The organism is Streptomyces sp. NPDC020731 (genome assembly GCF_044334705.1).
Taxonomy (GTDB): domain Bacteria; phylum Actinomycetota; class Actinomycetes; order Streptomycetales; family Streptomycetaceae; genus Streptomyces.
In genome coordinates this window covers 115,271-132,940 of the sequence record NZ_JBIRTN010000024.1, presented here as the reverse complement: position 1 = coordinate 132,940, position 17,670 = coordinate 115,271, and the positions used below count along the sequence as shown (strand labels likewise).

10 protein-coding genes and 1 pseudogene are annotated in these 17,670 nt (G+C 70.8%); 4 read left to right on the top strand and 7 right to left on the bottom strand.

Annotated elements, in window-relative coordinates; translation table 11 throughout:
- A pseudogene (locus ACH4VX_RS31215) lies at positions 1-125 on the top strand (IS6 family transposase); the annotation flags it as partial.
- A 95-nt stretch (positions 126-220) separates the two neighbouring features.
- On the opposite strand, the gene ACH4VX_RS31210 reads toward ACH4VX_RS31215, so the two are convergent.
- The 3 genes from ACH4VX_RS31210 to ACH4VX_RS31200 are packed head-to-tail and all read right to left on the bottom strand — an operon-like array spanning position 221 to position 1,729.
- Positions 221-850, bottom strand: coding sequence for a hypothetical protein (locus ACH4VX_RS31210; protein ID WP_398372093.1), 630 nt, complete (start codon positions 848-850; stop codon positions 221-223).
- A gap of 4 nt (positions 851-854) precedes the next feature.
- Positions 855-1,532, bottom strand: a complete 678-nt coding sequence (locus ACH4VX_RS31205) for an RNA polymerase sigma factor (protein ID WP_398372091.1) — start codon at positions 1,530-1,532, stop codon at positions 855-857.
- On the bottom strand, positions 1,529-1,729 hold the full coding sequence (locus ACH4VX_RS31200; RefSeq protein ID WP_030831903.1) for a hypothetical protein: 201 nt from the start codon (positions 1,727-1,729) through the stop codon (positions 1,529-1,531). The genes ACH4VX_RS31205 and ACH4VX_RS31200 overlap by 4 nt, the downstream gene beginning before the upstream one ends.
- A 622-nt stretch (positions 1,730-2,351) precedes the next feature.
- On the opposite strand from ACH4VX_RS31200, the gene ACH4VX_RS31195 reads away from it, so the two are divergent.
- On the top strand, positions 2,352-2,474 hold the full coding sequence (locus ACH4VX_RS31195) for a hypothetical protein (RefSeq protein ID WP_398372089.1): 123 nt from the start codon (positions 2,352-2,354) through the stop codon (positions 2,472-2,474).
- Between the two features lie 1,461 nt (positions 2,475-3,935).
- Entirely contained in the window at positions 3,936-4,583 is a 648-nt protein-coding gene (locus tag ACH4VX_RS31190; RefSeq protein ID WP_398372087.1) for a PASTA domain-containing protein, read from the top strand.
- A gap of 250 nt (positions 4,584-4,833) precedes the next feature.
- On the opposite strand, the gene ACH4VX_RS31185 is transcribed toward ACH4VX_RS31190, so the two are convergent.
- The 3 genes from ACH4VX_RS31185 to ACH4VX_RS31175 all read right to left on the bottom strand — a co-directional run bounded on the left by ACH4VX_RS31185 (position 4,834) and on the right by ACH4VX_RS31175 (position 9,063).
- The gene (locus ACH4VX_RS31185) at positions 4,834-5,538 is read right to left on the bottom strand and encodes a hypothetical protein (protein WP_398372085.1); all 705 of its coding nucleotides are present in this window, start codon (positions 5,536-5,538) and stop codon (positions 4,834-4,836) included.
- A 7-nt stretch (positions 5,539-5,545) separates the two neighbouring features.
- The gene (locus tag ACH4VX_RS31180) at positions 5,546-8,095 is read right to left on the bottom strand and encodes a DUF262 domain-containing protein (protein ID WP_398372083.1); all 2,550 of its coding nucleotides are present in this window, start codon (positions 8,093-8,095) and stop codon (positions 5,546-5,548) included.
- Between the two features lie 119 nt (positions 8,096-8,214).
- The gene (locus tag ACH4VX_RS31175) at positions 8,215-9,063 is read right to left on the bottom strand and encodes a hypothetical protein (RefSeq protein WP_398372081.1); all 849 of its coding nucleotides are present in this window, start codon (positions 9,061-9,063) and stop codon (positions 8,215-8,217) included.
- Between the two features lie 286 nt (positions 9,064-9,349).
- Between ACH4VX_RS31175 and ACH4VX_RS31170 the strand changes: the two genes are divergently transcribed.
- Positions 9,350-15,256 (top strand): AAA domain-containing protein, encoded by a 5,907-nt coding sequence (locus tag ACH4VX_RS31170; RefSeq protein WP_398372080.1) that lies wholly within the window; start codon positions 9,350-9,352, stop codon positions 15,254-15,256.
- 99 nt (positions 15,257-15,355) lie between these two features.
- On the opposite strand, the gene ACH4VX_RS31165 is transcribed toward ACH4VX_RS31170, so the two are convergent.
- A complete protein-coding gene (locus ACH4VX_RS31165; protein WP_398372079.1) occupies positions 15,356-17,527 on the bottom strand; it encodes a UvrD-helicase domain-containing protein in 2,172 nt (723 codons plus the stop codon).
- Between the last annotated feature and the right edge of the window lie 143 nt (positions 17,528-17,670).

Sequence of the window (17,670 nt, the reverse complement as noted above, 5' to 3'; positions counted from 1 at the left end):
ACTTCCGCTTCCCGCTCGGCTTTCGCGAGGTCGAGGAACTGATGCCGGGGCGCGGCGTGCTCGTCTCCCCTGAGACGGCACGCCGCCGGTGCGCCGAGTTCGGGCGGGCCTGCGCCGGCGCGCTGCCTGTCCGTGCCGGACATGCAGCCACCCCCGTCACTCGTCCATCCCTGCAGGTCGAACTTCACACGATCGACGTGCACATAGGCGCTCCTTCTCCTCAGCAGGCGTCAGTAAGCTCCTCGAGTTGGTCGGCGAGACGGTGGTCGGGGTGGTGGAAGGGGGCGCCGGCCAGTTCCTCTTCGACCCTGAGGCGTTCCACTGCTTCGCGCAGGGCCAGAGCGGGGTGCGGTAGGCGGCGGGTGGGCCAGGGGTTGGTGGGGGTGAGGTGGATGTCGTCGTCGAGGTGGAGGGCTTGATGGGCCCAGTGGTCGGCGTCTCGCAGTTCGCCGCGCAGTAGGTGGTGGAGGTGAAGGCAGTAGGCGGCGGTGGCGTTGTCGGCGCCGGCGGCGAACTGCCACCACCACAGGGCGCTCTCAGGTTCCTGGGCAAGGTTGAGCAGGCAGCCGAAGTACAGGGCGCCGTCGGCGTCGTAGGGGACATCGGCGATGCGGGCGAGGTGTCCGGCGGCATCGGTGCGGTGGATGAGTTCGCTGGAGAGGGCTGTCAGGGCCGATTGAGCCTCGTCGAGGGCGGTGGGGTAGTAGCCCTCGGGGGCGGGGCGGGCGCCGAACATGAGGGTGGCGGTGACGTCGCGGACGATCTCCTGCTGCAGGGTCTCGAGGTCGGCGTCGGTGACCATGTCCGCGAGGGCGGTCTGGTCGAGGTAGTCGTCGATGCTGCGTGGCACGGTGTTACTCCTTCTCCTCGTCGTCACCCAGGTCTATGCCGAGTTTGGCGGCGATGCGCTTGCGGGCCAGGCGGCGGTGGGTGCGGGCGGTGGCCGGGGCGATGCCCATGGTGTTGGCGGCCTGTTTGCAGGAGTAGCCGAGGACGTATTGGAGGATGATCACGTCGAACTGGCGTTCCGGCAGGGTGGCGATGGCGGTGTAGAGACCGAGGGGGGACTCTATGGCCGCCAGCTGCGTGCGCATGCGTTCCAGCGTGGCACGGACGGCGTCGTGAACGGCGGTGGTCCGCGCGGTTCCGGCGGGAGCGGTGCTGCGTCCGTCGGCGGCGGGGCCGAGGTTCATGCGCAGGTGGAGTTCGACGCGCATCTTCAGCAGGCGCCAGGCGTAGGCCTCCGGTCCGCCGTCCTCGAGCAGGACGACGGCCCAGTTCAGGGCGAGGTGGCTGTAGAGGCGGCGCACGACCTGCTGGGCGGCCTTCATGTCGCCCAGCACGGTGGCGGCGTAGCGCAGCTGCGGCCGGGCGTACATGCGATAGAAGGCTTCAAGGTCGGACGGCATCTCGTAGTGGACGCCCTGCAGTGAGTTCAGTTCTCGGGGCTGGGCGGGAAGGGCGTCGGGGACGTTGCTGTCCTCGGGGAGGGTATAGGGGGCGTTGTTGTCCTCGGGGATGGCCATCGTCATGCCTCCTCGTCCCGGACGGTCCCTGCGGTGAGGGTCTCGGTGGCCGCAGTGCGCGCCGGCTGCGTGCTCAGCAGCTCGGCGACGCCGACACGGGCGCCGGCGCGCAGCATCCGGCGCAGTCCAGCGGCGACGTCGGGGAGGAAGACGCGCACGGCAGTGGCGGCCGCCAGCAGCGCGAGCAGATCGTTCACGGTCATCGGGACCTGGTCCTCTCCTGCCAACGCGGCATCAACTCCTGCTGTGCAGTGGGGAGATGACGCTGCGGAGGACACCGCTCTGGGTCCTCGGCTGCAGGATTTCCGATGAGAGGGGCCAAACGCGCATGCCCTTCCCGACCATTTTTTTACGACCCGTGATCGCTTCGCCACGCACAGGCATAGACCACAGCGTTAAGTTACCGCTTGGACACCATGTGCGAGCTGCGGGAACGCATGCCTCAGGCCGCACGGAGCCAGCCATTCCTGCCGTTCCGGACATGTGGCCGAATTCTCGAACATGTGATGGGTATCACATGGGCAGAACGTTTCCGGAGCTGAACAAGTCGGTTGCTGCGCCCGTATGACAGCGGGCAGGACGTGTCCCAACCGCACTCCAACACACCAAGGACGAGTACGCCTTCGCCGCCTTGCCGCTGCCCCGCGGCCCGTCACGCCTGTCGGCGCGGGCGATCTCCAGCAGGTCGTGTCCGGCGGCCCACGGCCTCTGGGGCAACACACGGTGCCGAAGAAGGCGCCTTGACGACGCCCCGAGGGGTTGGGGCATCGTCGACCCGCCCGACCCGGGACGCGGCGGCCGAGGTGAGCGCCGAAGGTTGGTCACATGGCGATCGTCGTGCTGCGTAAGGAACTGTCCGAGGACTTCGACCCGGGCGATCCGGTCTCGCGGAGCTCGGCGCCGACGCCGGTCGGCGGGAAGAGCTGCAGCGGCTCTGGCAGTCGCTGAGCCCCGAAGCACGTGCCGAACTGTGGTCCCGGCACAAGGACGACCTGATCGCCGCCGGAGTCCTCGACGTCCGGATGAAGCGCGTGTCACCCGACGAAGGCGTCGGTCCGTACGGGATCGAGGACCCCACGGCCCATGACTACTGGATCCAGGTCGAGGCCAACGGGATCTCCGACACGGACATGGCCCGACTGCACACGACAGGGCCGGCCAAGGAGTACGACATGAGAGGCAGCGGGACGGTGCGGCACCACGACCTGGGGACCGAACCCGAACCACTCCCCGATCCGGCCGCCCCCGGACCCCGGACGCAACGGAGACGCCCGATGAGGCACGTGTCCGCCGGGCCGACCGGTCCCACGCGCACGGTCGTGTCGCTCGCCGGCGCCCTGTGCGCCGGGGTGCTGCTCTGCGCCCTGTCCGCCTGTTCGCCGTCATCGCCCCCGGCCTCCTCCTCGAGGGAGACGGCGACCCGTGACGGGGCCGAGGGCGGACAGCGGGTCCCCTACTGGATCAAGGGGGTGACACCGGAGGAGGTCGCCGAGCGGCTGCACGTCACAGTGCCCGCCGGGGCCACCGACCGCAGGGCCGCCCACCAGAAGGGCTTCCGGAGCGACGGACTGCTCCTCGCGTTCACCCTGCCCGGGGCGGACACCGGGGAATTCGTCAAGGAACTGGCCCCGGAGAACCCCCTGTCGCACCGCAAGACGCCCCTTCCATCGGCCGCGGAGGTGGAGCAGACGACACCCTTCACTCACCTCGGCCTGGAGGAACCGGAGACACTGGCCGATGTGACGGAAGGCCCGGTCTGCGCCCCCCTGCCGGGGCGATCTGGACTCGTTGTTCGTCGCCGTGCACCCGGTCGACGCCCAGCACAGCCGTGTCTACCTGCGGGGAGTGGACTGAGACCCGGAGCCGACCGCATGACTGCGGCCCGCGGTGCAGCCGCCGTGAGTGCGTACAGGCTCCTCCGGCGGCTCTCCCACAAGGCCACGAGGACGGAGAGCGGCGGCAGTGATCCGCCTGGATTCTCCGGGACGGAGGCGTCCTCGAGCAGGTGGGGCACGGGGCCCTCGTGGGCCGGGACTTGACCACCGCGCTTGGCCGGCTCGGCGTCGGGGCCGCCGTATGACGGCGATGTCGCACCCGCGCGTGCCCGGCTCCCCGTGGGATGTCGACCACGGCGTCCAGTGCCCGCTCGTACTCCGGCGTGCCCTGGTTCATCGCCTTTTCTCGCTCAGACACTCGGTCCCGAGCTGGGCAAAGCCTTGAGCGTCCTGCATGAGAGCAGGCAAGAGTGCACGTCGGATCTGTGGCGTAGAGTTGTGAACTCAGTGCACGAACTGCATACTGGCCAGGGCTGGTGCCGCCGGGCACCTTGTCGGGCTTGACCAAGGAAGCGGGCTGCGTCCGCATCCGTACGGTGAGCCGCTCTCGTCCGTGACGTCCTTGGGGTTCACCATGCGCATCACCCGTACATCGGCAGTCGCCGCACTGCTGCTCGCCGCACTCACCGCCTGCGGGCCGACCACCGACACCGGTACGGACGCCAAGCCCGCGACTCCCACCCCCGAGACGTCTGCCACCGGCGCCGGCAAGACGGCCGAGGAGCCCTCGGCCGGCACCGAGTCCTCCGCGACGCTGCCGGACATGGTCGGCAAGGGCCTGCAGAGCGCCCAGGACGAGGCGCAGGCCGCCGGCTTCTCTTTCCTCACGTCGCACGACGCACTCGGCCGGGGCCGTAACCAGATTCTGGACAGGGGCTGGAAGGTCTGCTCCCAGACGCCTGAGCCCGGCACGCACGCGACGGACACGGAGGTCGACTTCGGCACCGTCAAGCTCGAGGAGAGCTGTCCCGAGGGCGGTGACCAGGGCGAGCCCGAGGAGGCCGGCTCCACCATGCCGGACTTCACGGGGAAGTCCGTCAAGGTCGCCCGGCAGGCGCTCGACGGTTCCACCAGCATCACGGTCGACGACGTGTCCGGCCAGGACCGGATGGTGCTCATCGAGTCGAACTGGCAGGTCTGCTCGACCGATCCGGCGGCCGGCGCGGAACTCGACGGACAGCCAGTGACGATCGGAGCCGTCAAGTTCGGCGAGAGCTGCTGACGGCGGAGGGCTCCGAAGGCCGTCACGATGCTCACCTCGGATGAGCTGGATGCGCCGGCCAGGACGATCGATCATGTTCGGGAAGGGCTCGCGGTCGCCCGACAGAGCGGCAGCGTAGGACCTGCGACCTGGGCGGAGAAGAACGCCGAGTGACATGGGATGCGCGGGTCGGCCCGCCGGGGCCGACCCGCGCGCGTCCTCAGGGGACAGCTCGCCCGGGATGGGTCATGTCCGCCCCAGGAGCCGCAGATCAGTCGGATGACGGCCCGGGTCCGGAACGTGGGAGCCGTTTGCCGTGGGCGAACCAGGCGGCCTCCACGACGTCGGGCATCACCCTCGCCGACTCGGCCTGCTCATGGACGGTGTCCAGATAATGGGCGTACTGCTTCGTGCTCCAGCCGTTGAGCGGCCAGTCCTCCGCGACGGCCTCCCGGTCCCTGAGCGCACGCGACACGACGCTGTCCAGGATGAGAGGGCGACGGTGGCCGGTGGGGTTCTCGTGGCCGGCGAAGTAGAGGAACTTGGTGAAGAACGCCGGACCCAGATATGCGATGTGCTGGTCGTTGTTGCAGGCGTAGTACGCGGCGACGGCTCCCTTCTCCCGCAGCACGGCGAGAACGGCGGCGATCCGGTCGTCGATGCGTGCGGCTGAGGTGTTCGCGAAGACACGTCCCCGCCGGTCCACCGACCACGCCTTGGTGCCAGTACCCCAGACCAGGGCGGCGACCAGCAGATGTCTGCGTCCCTCGACGGTGCCGACTCCGCCGGCCATGCCCAGTACGGTGCGGCGGTTCACCCGCGGCCACCGGCCGACGCGCGGGCACGCGTCGAGCTCTGCGGGCCACCAGGTGGTGTCGGGGACACGGGGGAGCCAGCGTTCCCGGTCGAAGGGGATCGCCTGACCGAGGACGTCATCCCTGGGAGGGACGACGAGGCCGTCCGGAAGTTCCGGCACCGGCACCTCAGCCCCTCCGCGCCAGATCCAGGGCCGCCGCCGTGACGAACCAGTCCAGCACACCGCAGACCTCGTCACCGTGCTCCGCGAACACCCGTACAGGGAAGGACGGACGCAGTTCCAGCTTCGCCTCGGGCAGGTCGATCCCCTCGATCTTGTTGAGGCGGTTCAGCAGCTCACGGCGCTGTTCCGTGTCGTCGAAGGGGCTGCGGTCCTTGAGGTACTGGAAGACGACCTCGACCGTTCCGCTCACCGGGTAGACCGCCATGGGCCAGACCAGATGGGGGCGGCGGCTCGTGCCGGCGTCGAGCATCGGGAAGCAGCTCGTCTCCTCGTGCCTGCCGTAAGTGACGTAACCCCCTTGCAGACGCCAGAAGTCGAGCGCGCCCAGGACTCCGGCGGAAGCCTCCGGCCAGTGCTCCTGCAACTGTGCGCGGAAGCGCTCGGCCGCCGCCGCGTCCTCCCCGTCGGGAAGCGGGTCGTGCGAGGCGGGCTGCGTGACGTCCTTGCCGAGCAGGGTGGCCAGCTCGGCGGCGGTCAGGCGCTGCGACGCGTTGGCACGGCCCGACGGGTCGAACTTCACCCCTTCGCTCATCAGCAGTTCCTGCGGCGACGGCCGGTCACTGACGTCCACCCAGCGGAACGCCGGGGAGATCTTCCCGTCCGCAGTGAGAACCCGGTACGCCCCCATCACCGTCGGGTTGGAGCTCAGATAGGCGCCGACGGGGACCGGGTGGCTGCCGATCAGCTCGGCGACATCTCCGTACGTCGTCCACGTACCGCTCGGCATCGCCACCAGGGCGGCCCGCAGCTCGGCCCAGCCCGGCCACTCCTCGCCCGTCGGCTTGACCCCGCCGATCGGACCGGGCCACAACTCCACCGCCCGCTCCGTCAGACGGTCGGCACGGGCCAGGATCTCAGCCTTGCCCCAGCGCTTCTCCGCGGCGATCTCCTGGTTCATGCGCAGGGCGCTCGAGTCGAGGATCTGCTGCTTGCGCTCGAACGGGCTGTTGGACAGCTTCGTGTTGTCCCCGGTGAGGGTGAGGTTGCCGAGCGTGTGGACCAGCAGGTCGTGCAGCTCCTGGGGAGTCTGGTCCGGCTCGGTCTCGTCGGCGAGCAGATCGAACCAGGCGGAAGTCGGGCGCTGCGGAAGGATGTGCTCCACGCTGAGGGACGCCTTCACGAAGTCGACCGGCTCGCTCGAACCGTAGCTCTCCTCCAACCGGCGCAGGATGTAACTCCGCTGCGGAGGCCGGCCGCTCCAGTAGAACGGTTTGCTGCGGATCGCCTCGCGCAGCTCCTCGTCGCTCGGCCACCGACGGCGGCGGCCGGACAGGAACCGCCGGACCGCCTCGGCGGCGGGACGGTCGGTCTCCAGCTCCTTCGGCGCGTCCATGAAGATGCGGTTCAGGTTGTTGGTCGATGTCTGGCAGATCACGCGACGCACCAGGTAGGACTCGACGCACAGAAGTGCCTCTGCCGCGTCATCGGGTGTCGTGGCCTCCGTGTCCACTAGGTCCAACAAGTGCAGAGCCAGCGGGTAGTGGGTTTGACCTCCCCAGGCTGCCAGGCGCTCCAGCACGGCGCGGAGCGCAGGCGAACTCTCCCGGTACGGTTGGATGATGCGCAGCAATCGACCTGCACGTTCGGCCAGTTGTGCGATTTCGCGCTGCAACGCGTCCTCGTCGCCGGCCATCGGCTGCAGCCGCTTCTGCTGCTCCCGGTAGATCTCGCTCTGCTTGGTCTTGTGGTGGCCCCGTACCACCAGGTCCAGCCAGACGAGGAGTTCGAGGTTCTTGGGACCGAGGCTCTGCTGCATGGGCAGCCACAGCTCCTGGTAGACCCGCTCGCCCCGCTTGGGCAGGAGCATGAACACGTAGTTGCGCAGCAGGTCGCTCTGACTCAGTCCGACGCCCGTGTTGTTGATCGACTCGAAGATCCGGTAGACGTTGTCGCCCGGTTCCGCGGTGATCTCCACGATGGACAGCAGGTCCTTGAGGACGGTCTCCACCGTCGCGATCCACCGGTCGTCGCCGGCGACCTCCTGCCCCTCGGCGAGCGCACCGAGGAAGAACCGGTAAGCGGCCCCGATGTTGTCGCCGCCACCGGCTTCCGCCCGGGACTGGACGCAAGCCGTGTACGCCTCGCGGTCGGCCTGCGTCGGGAGCAACCGGTAATGATCGAGGCCCTCGTGGAACTCGTTCACCAGTATCTGCCGGTGCACCCTGTCCACACCGCGCGAATCACCCGTTCCCTTGAGGTGGTCGCGCAGCGCGGTGAACGCCAGCATCAGTGTCGTCAGCCGCTGCTGGCCGTCCACGACCAGCCACCGTTGTACACCACCGGCCTGGATCTGGCCGGGAGCGAGCACCACGGAACCCAGAAAGTGCGGGGCACTGGTCTCACCCGACAGATGCTGGTCGACGAGCTCGCCGATGTCCTCCCAGAGTCGCTTCAGCTGCTCTCCGCCCCAGCTGTACGTCCGCTGGTACAAAGGGACTTGAAACTGCTTGTCCCCCTGGACGAGCTTGAGGAAGGTGATCTCCTGCGCGCGCATGCGCTTCCTTTCCCTGCCGGCTGGGCGCAGCCTGACGGCTTGTCCGGTGATCCGAGCCACCGTGACGGCGGTCGCTCAATCTACAGTGAACTGAGTCAATGGTGGTGGGTTTGTGGCCTTTACGACTGCCAGGGAGCATCGTGCGTGAGAGTTGTCGCCGTCCGCTTGAAGATACGGGGCATCGTCTCGTTGGGGGACCGGCGCAGCAGCTTGATCGAACGGCCCTCGGCCCACGCGTTCCAGGCCTTGAGGTAGTAGAGCAGGTGCTCGCGTGAGTCGTCGCGGCGACGGTGCGACGTGCCCGTGGCGAGGTTGAGCATCGTGTTGCGCAGGGTGAGGCGGGGGTCGCCCGGCTCCAGGCGTGCGCCGGTCACGATGCCCTCCTTCCAGGCGCTTTGATCGATGTCGGGCCGCGCCTCGCAGGTCACGTACCAGCCGATGGCCGCCGCCGTGACGGTGATGCGGCACGCGCGGTTGAGCGCGACGCCGTGCTGAAGGGCGTCACGGATGCCGGGGTGCTCGTCGAGCATGGTCAGGAGCTGGTCGTTGCTGGTGACCGACGACCCTCCGCTCCAGGACGAGTTGGGCGCGTTCAGGTAGAGGTGCAGGCCGCGCAGGGCCGCCGCCAGGTGCGTGGCGTTGGCCTCGCCGGCGAGGGCGAGCGCGTCCCGGCCGGTGCGCTTGCGGCCCGTGTCCATCACCGTGAACGCGGTACGCGGAACGCCGTGGGTGACCGTCAGCGGGACGGTGGTCCCCGCCTTGACGATCGCCGCGAGGCGGTGCTGGCCGTCGATGAGTACGCCGTCCTCGTCGAAGGCGATGCCCTGGTGCGTCAACTGCCACTCGCCGCGCTGGATCCGGCCCGCCAGCTGCTGCACCGCCGCCTTGCTGAGCGGGCGGTTGTTGGTGTTGCGGGTGAGCCACTCCGTCGCGAGCTCTGGACCGACGTGGAGCACTTCCATACGCATGGCGCGTGGCCTTTCTGTGACGTCTGCCTGGAGCTGTACGAGTGATGCCGAGCCATATTGGCTCACGACTGTGTACAGAGTCAACATGTGCAACATCTTGTGTCGGTGATTCAGGTGCGGTTTCATGGCTCCCGGTGAGGCTCGGGGGCCTGCTGCTACTCTCAGCCCGTGTGCTCAGTTCACACTTGAGGCGACGTGCTGGGAGGCGGAGGCGTGCTCGGGTGGGCCGGGGCGGGATGACACCAAGCGGCCACGCATGTGGCTCCGGACAGCAGTGGGGTGGCGTGTGAGCCAGCGTGAGTACGGCCTGGGCGACGAGATGCAGCCGGTCGGATCGGTCTACCGGTACGACGACGGGTTGCACGTGCGCGTGGACGACGTGGAGCCGTACGAGCGGGTCGATCCCGAGGACTCGGACGGGTACCGCCAGGGCGACGACCTCGTCCGGTGCACGCTGTACCTGAGCAACGGCACGGCCCGGCCCATCGATGTCGACGGCATCACCCTGCTCGTGCGCGGCGGGCCCTACGGCAAAACGGCACGGCAGGTACAGGACTACCGGACCGAGCTGCTCGACGACGGGCTCGAAGGCACCCTGCGCAAGGGCCGCCGTATGTCCGCGACCTGGGCCTACAGCATTCCGGCGGGAACCGCCGCGGAGCTGGACATCGAGGTGCGGTTCCCGCACGACCACCAGCGCGAGAGCATCACCTTCACCACGGCGAGGGCCACGGCGCCCGCGCCCGCACGGGCGGGACGGCTGCCGGACCAGGCGCCGCTGTTCGGTGAGCGGCAGCCGTCCCTGTTCGCCGGCGCCGACGACGAAGGCGAGCGAACGGCCCGTACCGTGCTCGGAGCCGTACCGTCACAGCCCACGGGGCCGGGCCCCCGCCTGACCACGCCCCTCGTGACGCCGCCGGCCGGGGCCGCCCCCCGCCCCCAGAACCTCTCCTCCGACGAGCTCGACGCCACCCGCGTCCGTCAGGTCTTCCGGTTCCTCGCCGAGGCGGAGGAGTCGAAGACCCGCCCCGTCCGTACGCTCGACGGCGCCGCCGGCACCGTCTGGTTCGAGGAACTGCCGGACGCCCCCGAGGTCGCCGTGATGCTCGACGGCGCCCTGGACACCGAGGAACCGGCCTGGCTGACCCTCGCCCGCCCCGAACGCGAGGACGCCCCGCACCCCAAGCCCCTGCTCGCGCCCTGGATCGACGAGACCCGCATCCGCGACTTCAAGCAGACCCGCGCCCCGCACCTGCGCCGCCGGATCGAGCCGGAGTTCCCCGACTGGTCCCAGGGCATCCCCCTCGACAAGACGTACCACGAGCTCGACGACCACCCGAAGCGGGAGAAGATCGAGAAGCTGTACGCCGCCTGGGAACAGGAGTGGCTCGCCTGGGCGGAGCGGCGGCGGGCCATCGACCCCGTCGTGCGGCTGTACGACCGCCTGCACAAGATGCACGAGGACGCCGCCGACCTCGGTGAGGCCTACGAACTCGTCCTCGGGCTCGGCCGGCTCACCTGGCAGACGACCGGTGGCCAGCGCGTGGAACGCCACCTCGTCACCCACCGCGCCACCCTCCACCTCGACCCGGCCACCGGCACCCTCACCGCGGCCCCCGACCCGACCGGCACCGGGCTGGAACTGGAAGAGGGCATGCTGGAAGGCGCCCAGCACGTGCCCGGCGCGGTGCGCGAGCAGATCGTCGACACGCTGGACGGCGCCTCCGACGTCACCGACCCCGCGCACCTCGACGCCGTGCACACCGCCCTGCGCAGCTGGACCAACGCGGCGCACAGCGCCGGCGGCTACGCGCCGACCGTGGAACGCGTCCGGCCGCGCGCGCTCGACGTGCCCCAGGTGGGACTCACCCCCGCGCTCGTCCTGCGGGAGCGCAACCGCCGTTCGACGATGGACGCCCTCAAGGCCATCGCCCGCCAGATCGACGCCGGCACGCCCCCCACCGAACTGCTCGGCTACATCGCCGGCCGCGACGGGGCGCTGACCGCCGCCGACCTCGCGGCGACCGAGGACGACGGTACGCGGGCCGACGTCGGCGAAATGTACTTCGCGCTGCCCGCCAACGAGGAACAGCGCACCATCGCCGAACGCCTGCGCGCCAACCGGCTCGTCGTGGTGCAGGGCCCGCCCGGCACCGGCAAGACGCACACCATCGCCAACCTGGTCACGGACCTGCTCGCCCAGGGCAAGCGGGTCCTCATCACCAGCCACACCCCGCGCGCCCTGCGCGTCCTGCGGGACAAGCTGCCCGAGAGCATCCGCGACCTGTGCGTGAGCCGCACCGAGGACGGCGCCGCCGCCCAGCGGGAGCTCGAGGCGTCCGTGCAGAGGATCCTCGGCGAGTACGCCGGTTACGACCCCAAGGCCTCACAGAAGGACATCCGTACGCTCCAGGCACGGCTCGCCGCGGCCCGGTCGGCCCAGCAGACCATGCTGCGCGACCTCGCCGTGCTGCGCGAGCAGGAGACCCACCGCTTCGAGGCGGAGATCGGCGACTACACCGGCAGCCTTCAGGAGATCGCCGAGCGCCTCACCGCCGAGACGGAGCGGTACGACTGGCTCGGGCGGATCCCCCAGGAGCAGCCCGCCCTCACCGCCGACGACACGCTGAGGCTGCTGCACACCACGCGCGCCTGCACTCCGCACCACCGCGCCCTGGCGGCCGAGGTGCCCGGCCCCTCCGAGTTGCCCGCCCCCGGTGACTTCGAGGAAGCCGTGCGGGTCGTGCGCTCCGCCGAGGAGGCGCACGAGGCGGCACGACAGGACCCGCTGAGCCTGCGGTACGACACCGCCGTACGAGGTCTGACCGAGGCCGGACAGCAGCGTCTGACGGCCGCACTGGACGCGTTCTCCGCCGCCCGCGCCAGGGCCGCGTCCCTCGCCACCGCCGCCGGCGAATGGGCCGGGGCACTCCTGGAGGAGGTGACCGCGGGACAGGACTGGCAGGCACGCAGCCGGCACGCCGCCGTCACCGACGCCCTCGCGGCGCTCGACGCCTCGCTCGCCACGCTGGGCACCGCGATGGTCAGCGGCCTGGAACAGTACGACCCGGCCACCGCGCTCGGCCAGGCCACCACCCTGTACGACGGGCTGACGCAGGGACAGAAGCTGCGCGGACCGCTCGGCACCCGCTCGAAGCTGGCCAAGGCCGTCGGCGCGTTCGTGCAGGCCGTGCGGGTCGACGGGCGGACCCCCGAGGACCCCGCCACGGCGGCGGTCGTCGTCGCGCGTGTGCGGCTCGAACTGCGCCTGGCCCAGGTGGAGGCCGAGTGGGGCACCCCCGCCGGCGCCTGGCAGGGACACGGTCCGCGCCTGGCCCGCCTGCGGCAGGACGCCGACGTACTCGAAGCCCTGCTCGCCGTCGCCGCCGCCCGCACCGACGTACTCACCGCCGCCGCCACCTCGCCCGAACTCGCCGTCGCCACCTGGCACGACACCTCGGTCGAGAACGCCGTACGCGCCCTGCTGCGCGCGGCGACCACGCTGCGTGCCGCCGAGCAGTCGCGCAGGACCGTCACGGACGCCGAGGAACTGCTGCGCTCCTGGAACGACCGGCCCGGCACGGCACCCGCCGTCGCCCGCGCGCTCGACGCCGTGCGCGCCCGGGACCCGCAGGGCTACCGGGAGTTCAGCGGCGAGATGGCCGAGGTGCGGGAGGCCGCCCGGCTGCGGGCCGAACAGCACGCCTCGCTCACCCGCGTGCGCGAGGTGTTCCCCTCGCTCGCCGAGCGTGTCACCGGTTCCCCGGAGGACACCGCGTGGGACGACCGGCTGCCGCGACTCGCCGAGGCCTGGGCCTGGTCGGCGTGGTACGAGCGGATGGAGCGGCTGACCGACCCCGAGGCCGAGCGCACGCTGCGGCGGCGGCTGACGGAGGCCGACGACGAGGCGCGCATCGTGCTCGCCCGGCTCGCCGCCGCCCGCGCCTGGCACCGCTGCCTCGGGCTGCTCACCGGCGACCAGTCCCGGGCCCTCAGCGCGTACCAGCAGGCCGCCCGCCGCATCAAGGGCAAGTACCAGCACCGCTACCGGCGCGACGCCCAGGCCGCGCTGCGCAAGGCGCAGACGGCCGTGCCGGCCTGGATCATGCCGTTGCACCAGGTGGCGGAGACCGTGCCGATGGACCGGCCCGGCCTGTTCGACGTCGTCATCGTCGACGAGGCCAGCCAGTCCGGCCTCGAGGCCATGCTGCTGAGCTGGCTCGCCGACCGGATGGTGGTCGTCGGTGACAGCAAGCAGGTCAGCCCCTCCAACGTCGGCCTCAAGCAGGACGAGTACTTCCACCTGCGGGACCGGCTGCTGACCGCGCTGGAGCCGGACGTCCGCAGCCTCTTCGGTCCCGACTCCAGCTTCTTCGACCTCACCGAGGCGCTCTCCGCCGGTCGCGGCACGCTCATGCTCAAGGAGCACTTCCGGTGCATGCCGGAGATCATCTCCTTCTCCAACGACCTCTGCTACAACGGCAGACTCCAGCCGCTGCGGCAGTACGGCGCCGACCGGCTGCCCCCGGTCCGCACCGTGCACGTCGAGGACGGGGAGGCCGTCGGCGGCAACGACCGGCTGGTCAACACCGCCGAGGCCGAGGCCCTCGTCGACGCGGTCGTGCGCTGCTGCGCCGACCCCGCGTACGAGGGGAAGACCATGGGCGTGGTCAGTCTCCGCGGAGCCAAGGGACACCTGACGGAGCTGGAGAACCTGCTCGCCGAACGCCTCGACTACGAGCAGCGCGAGGAGCGGCGGATCCGGGTCGGCGACGCCGAGGACTTCCAGGGCGACGAGCGGCACGTCATGTTCGTCTCCTGCGTCAACTCGGCCACCACCGCCGCCGGGACCGTACCGGGCGGCTTCAACGGCAAGACGTACGAGCAGCGGCTCAACGTGGCCGCCTCCCGCGCCAAGGACCAGGTGTGGGTGTTCCACAGCGCCCGGCCCGAGCAGTTCCACGAGAACGACCTGCGCCGGCGGTGGCTCGACCACCTCACCCGGCCCGCGGAGGAGGACACCGTCGCGGTCGAGGGCGACGTGCTGCCCGACGTACGCCATGAGGCGTTCGACAGCCTCTTCCAGCAGCAGGTGTACCTGGAGCTGACGGCCCGCGGCCACCGGGTGCGGCCCGGATACCGGGTGGGCCGCCACACCATCGACCTGGTCGTCGAGGGCGGCACCCGCAGGCTCGCGGTCGCCTGCGACGGCGACGCCTTCGCGGACGGCGAGGACGCGTCCACCGCAGCCGCCCGCCAACGGGACCTGGAACGCGTCGACTGGACCTTCGTCCGGATCCGCGGCAGCCGGTTCCACCTCGACCGCGAGCAGGCGCTCGCCCCGCTCTGGGCGGAGCTGGAGCGGCTGGGGATCGAGCCGGTCCCCGTGGAGCCGGTTTCCGCCGGGCCGGTCCCCGTGGAGCCGGTTTCCGCCGGGCCGGTCCCCGTGGAGCCGGTTTCCGCCGGGCCGGAGGAACCCGTTTCTCCCGCCGGGGCGGAAGACGCCCGGGGCCTGCCCGCCGAGGGGCCGGACGACGACGGAGCGGGGGAGCCGGGGGAGGGCGACCACGGGCACAGCCCGAACCCGGCGCCCGACGTGGTGGCGGAGGCGGAGACGACCTTCACCGCCGAGGCGCCGAGCGGGTCCCTGCCGGCCTCGGCCCCGGCACCCGCGCCCGCGGCGAAGGCAGTCACGGAACCCGCGCCGGGTCCGGTGGGCTCCGCCCCGCAGGGCTCCCTCCCCGTCCGGGAGATCCCCGCCGCCGCCTTCCAGCGGCTGGTGCGCGAGATGCAGGAGCTGCGGGCCGCCATCGACGCCCCGGACGAGACGCCCGTGGACGCGGACCCGGCGAACCTCGTCTTCCTCAGGAAGACGCAGGCCGACCAGCGGGAGCGCCGCACGAAGCGCCTCGGCTTCCTGCGGTCCTTCCTCGACGCCGTGCGGGTCGGCCAGGAGGAGGGGACGCCGAAGGCGGTGCACCCCGGCGCGCTGCTCGTCCTCGAGTTCGACGGACGGACCGACGACACGACCCTGTACACCGTCGCGGAACTGCCCACCGACGAGGCGGAGATCATCTCCCCGTCGTCGCCGCTGGGCCACGCGCTGATGTGGCAGCCGACGGGGCGGAGGATCTCGTACGACGCCTCCCGGGGCAGGAGCCACGAGGTCGTCGTCCGGGAGATCAGGGTCTGACGCGCACGTGTGACGAGCGGGAGCCGGACCTTCCGCGGCTGCGGGGCCCTGGTGTCCCGGACCCCGAGCGGGGTTTGGGACACCAGGGCCCCGCCCGTCTCAGCCGGCCACCGGGTCCAGCAGGCGGCTGCGCTCACCGCTCCACGAGATCGCCAGCGCGTCGCGGGCCCGTGTGCAGGCCACGAACAGCAGGCAGTGCTCGGCCAGCAGGTCCGACCGGTGCTGGACGGGGTCGATCTCGGCCGGCGTCACCTGCGGGGCGAAAGGCAGCACGCTCGACGTCACACCCACCACGGCCACGCACCGGAACTCCAGTCCCTTCATGGCGTGCATGGTGGCCACGCGGACACCGGAGACGTCCGGCCCCGGATTGTCCTTGACGGCCACCGCCGGGACGCGCTCCCGCCGCAGGCGGGCGATGACCGCGTCGACCAGGGTGTTGAACCGGGCGCAGACCGCCACCTCGGACGGCTTGACCCCGTCCTGCTCGATCCAGGTGCGCACCTGCTCGACCAGCGCCCGCAGTTCCTGGTCCTGGCTGCCGTGTCCGCGCGCCGCCGGGATGCGGCCGTGCAGCTGGGACCGGTAACCGCGCAGGGATTCCCGGCCGCCGTCCTCGTCGTCGTCCTCGCCCAGCCGGCCCACCGGCTGACCGTCGAGGAGGGACGCGGACCAGCGCAGGATCTCCTCCGTACTGCGGTAGTTGAGGCGGAGCCTGGAGGTGCGTCCCCGGACGTCGATGCCCAGCGAGCGCAGCGAGACGCGGGAGTCGTAGATGCGCTGGTGGGGATCGCCGACCAGGAACATGTCGTCTGCCCCTGAGGCGACGCAGGCGCGCAGCACCCGCCACTGGGCCGGATGCAGGTCCTGTGCCTCGTCCACGACGACATGGCGGTAACGCGGCGCGCTTTCGGCGAGGACGCGCGCCGCCTGGTCGCACAGCTGCGTGTACGTCGCCGAGTCGCGCGAGGCGAGGTCCGCCGTGAACCGCTCCATCACCCGCCACAGCCGGGCCCGTTGCACCCGCCCGACCTGGGTGCCGCGTCCGCGCCGTACGCAGCGCAGGTACTCCTCCGGCGTGCGCAGCCCCTGCGCCAGGACGACGTTGCGGAACTCCTGGGACAGGAACTGCTCCGTCCAGGGCAGTTCCTCGCGTGCGACGGCACGGGTCCAGGCGCTCTTCTCGGCGGCGGCCGACAGGGGCTTGGGCGAACTGCCCCGCGCCTTCCGGATGACCCGGGCGGCGAGCGAGTCCACCGTCGTGACGTCGACGCGCTCCAGCAGGTGGGCGTCGGCATCACCGAGCAGCAGCGCGAGGCTGTCCCGCAGGGCGGCCGCCATGGCGTTGGTGAACGTGGTCAGCAGGATCCGCTCGCCCGCACGGCCGGTGCGCAGCAGGTGCCGTACGCGGTGCAGGGCGACCACCGTCTTGCCGGTGCCGGGACCGCCGGTGACCTGGGCGGGGCCGTTGAAACCGGGGTGGTAGGCGTAGCGGCGCTGGGCGGGATGGAGGAAGATCCGCCAGCGGGCGAGGTCCTCGGTGAGGATGCGCTCCAGCTCGCCGGGGCCCGTCACCTCCACGATGCGGTCGGGTGTGTTGAGGATCGCCTCGGTGAGGGTGACCGCGGGCCGGTCCTCCGCCGTGCGCACGGTCTGGCCCCGCGGGGCGATCAACTGCTCCCAGACGTCCTCGGGGGACTCGCCCTGCGCCAGGAACCACAGCACCTCGTACTGGTCGGCGGGCATCATGGGCGGTGCCATGACGCTCAGGTCGTCGACCGTGACACAGACGCGGGCCAGCTTCAGCACCTGGTCGTCGATGCCGAGGTCGCGCAGAACGGTGTCGGAGTGCCCCTCGAAGAGACGGGCGGGGGTGGTGTCCGCCTTGGTCTCGAAGTAGGTCTCCATCTGCTCCAGGGCCTCGACGTTGCGCACCTCCACGCCGAGGGTCGCGCCGTTGACCGAGTAGGTCCGCTTGCAGGCCCAGTTGATCGCCTCGTCGTGCGGGGCGACCCGCAGGAGCATGAACAGCTCGCTGCCGTCGTCGGGGGCCAGGAGGACACCCCGGTAGAACTTGGTGACACGTATGGTGCGGATCCGGGGGTCGCGTGCCCGCTCGAGCTTCTCCAGGTGCATACCCTTGCTCGCGTGGAGCTGGGGGACGGTCATGCCGCGGAACATCTGGATCGCGTCGCTGACTTCCTTCTGGACCGGTCGCTGCAGCGAGATGAGGTCCGTGACGAAGTCGTCGGAGAGAGCGAGTCGGGGCATCGGCGTCCTCGGTGGCGGGTGGGCGGAGGTCGGGACCAGCCTAGAGACTCCGGCCGGCCGGAGCGACGGAGCGTCCGATACTCATTGTGTGAACTGAGTCAACGGTCTATTCTTCGTGTGCTGTCGCACGTTCGGTCCCCGTC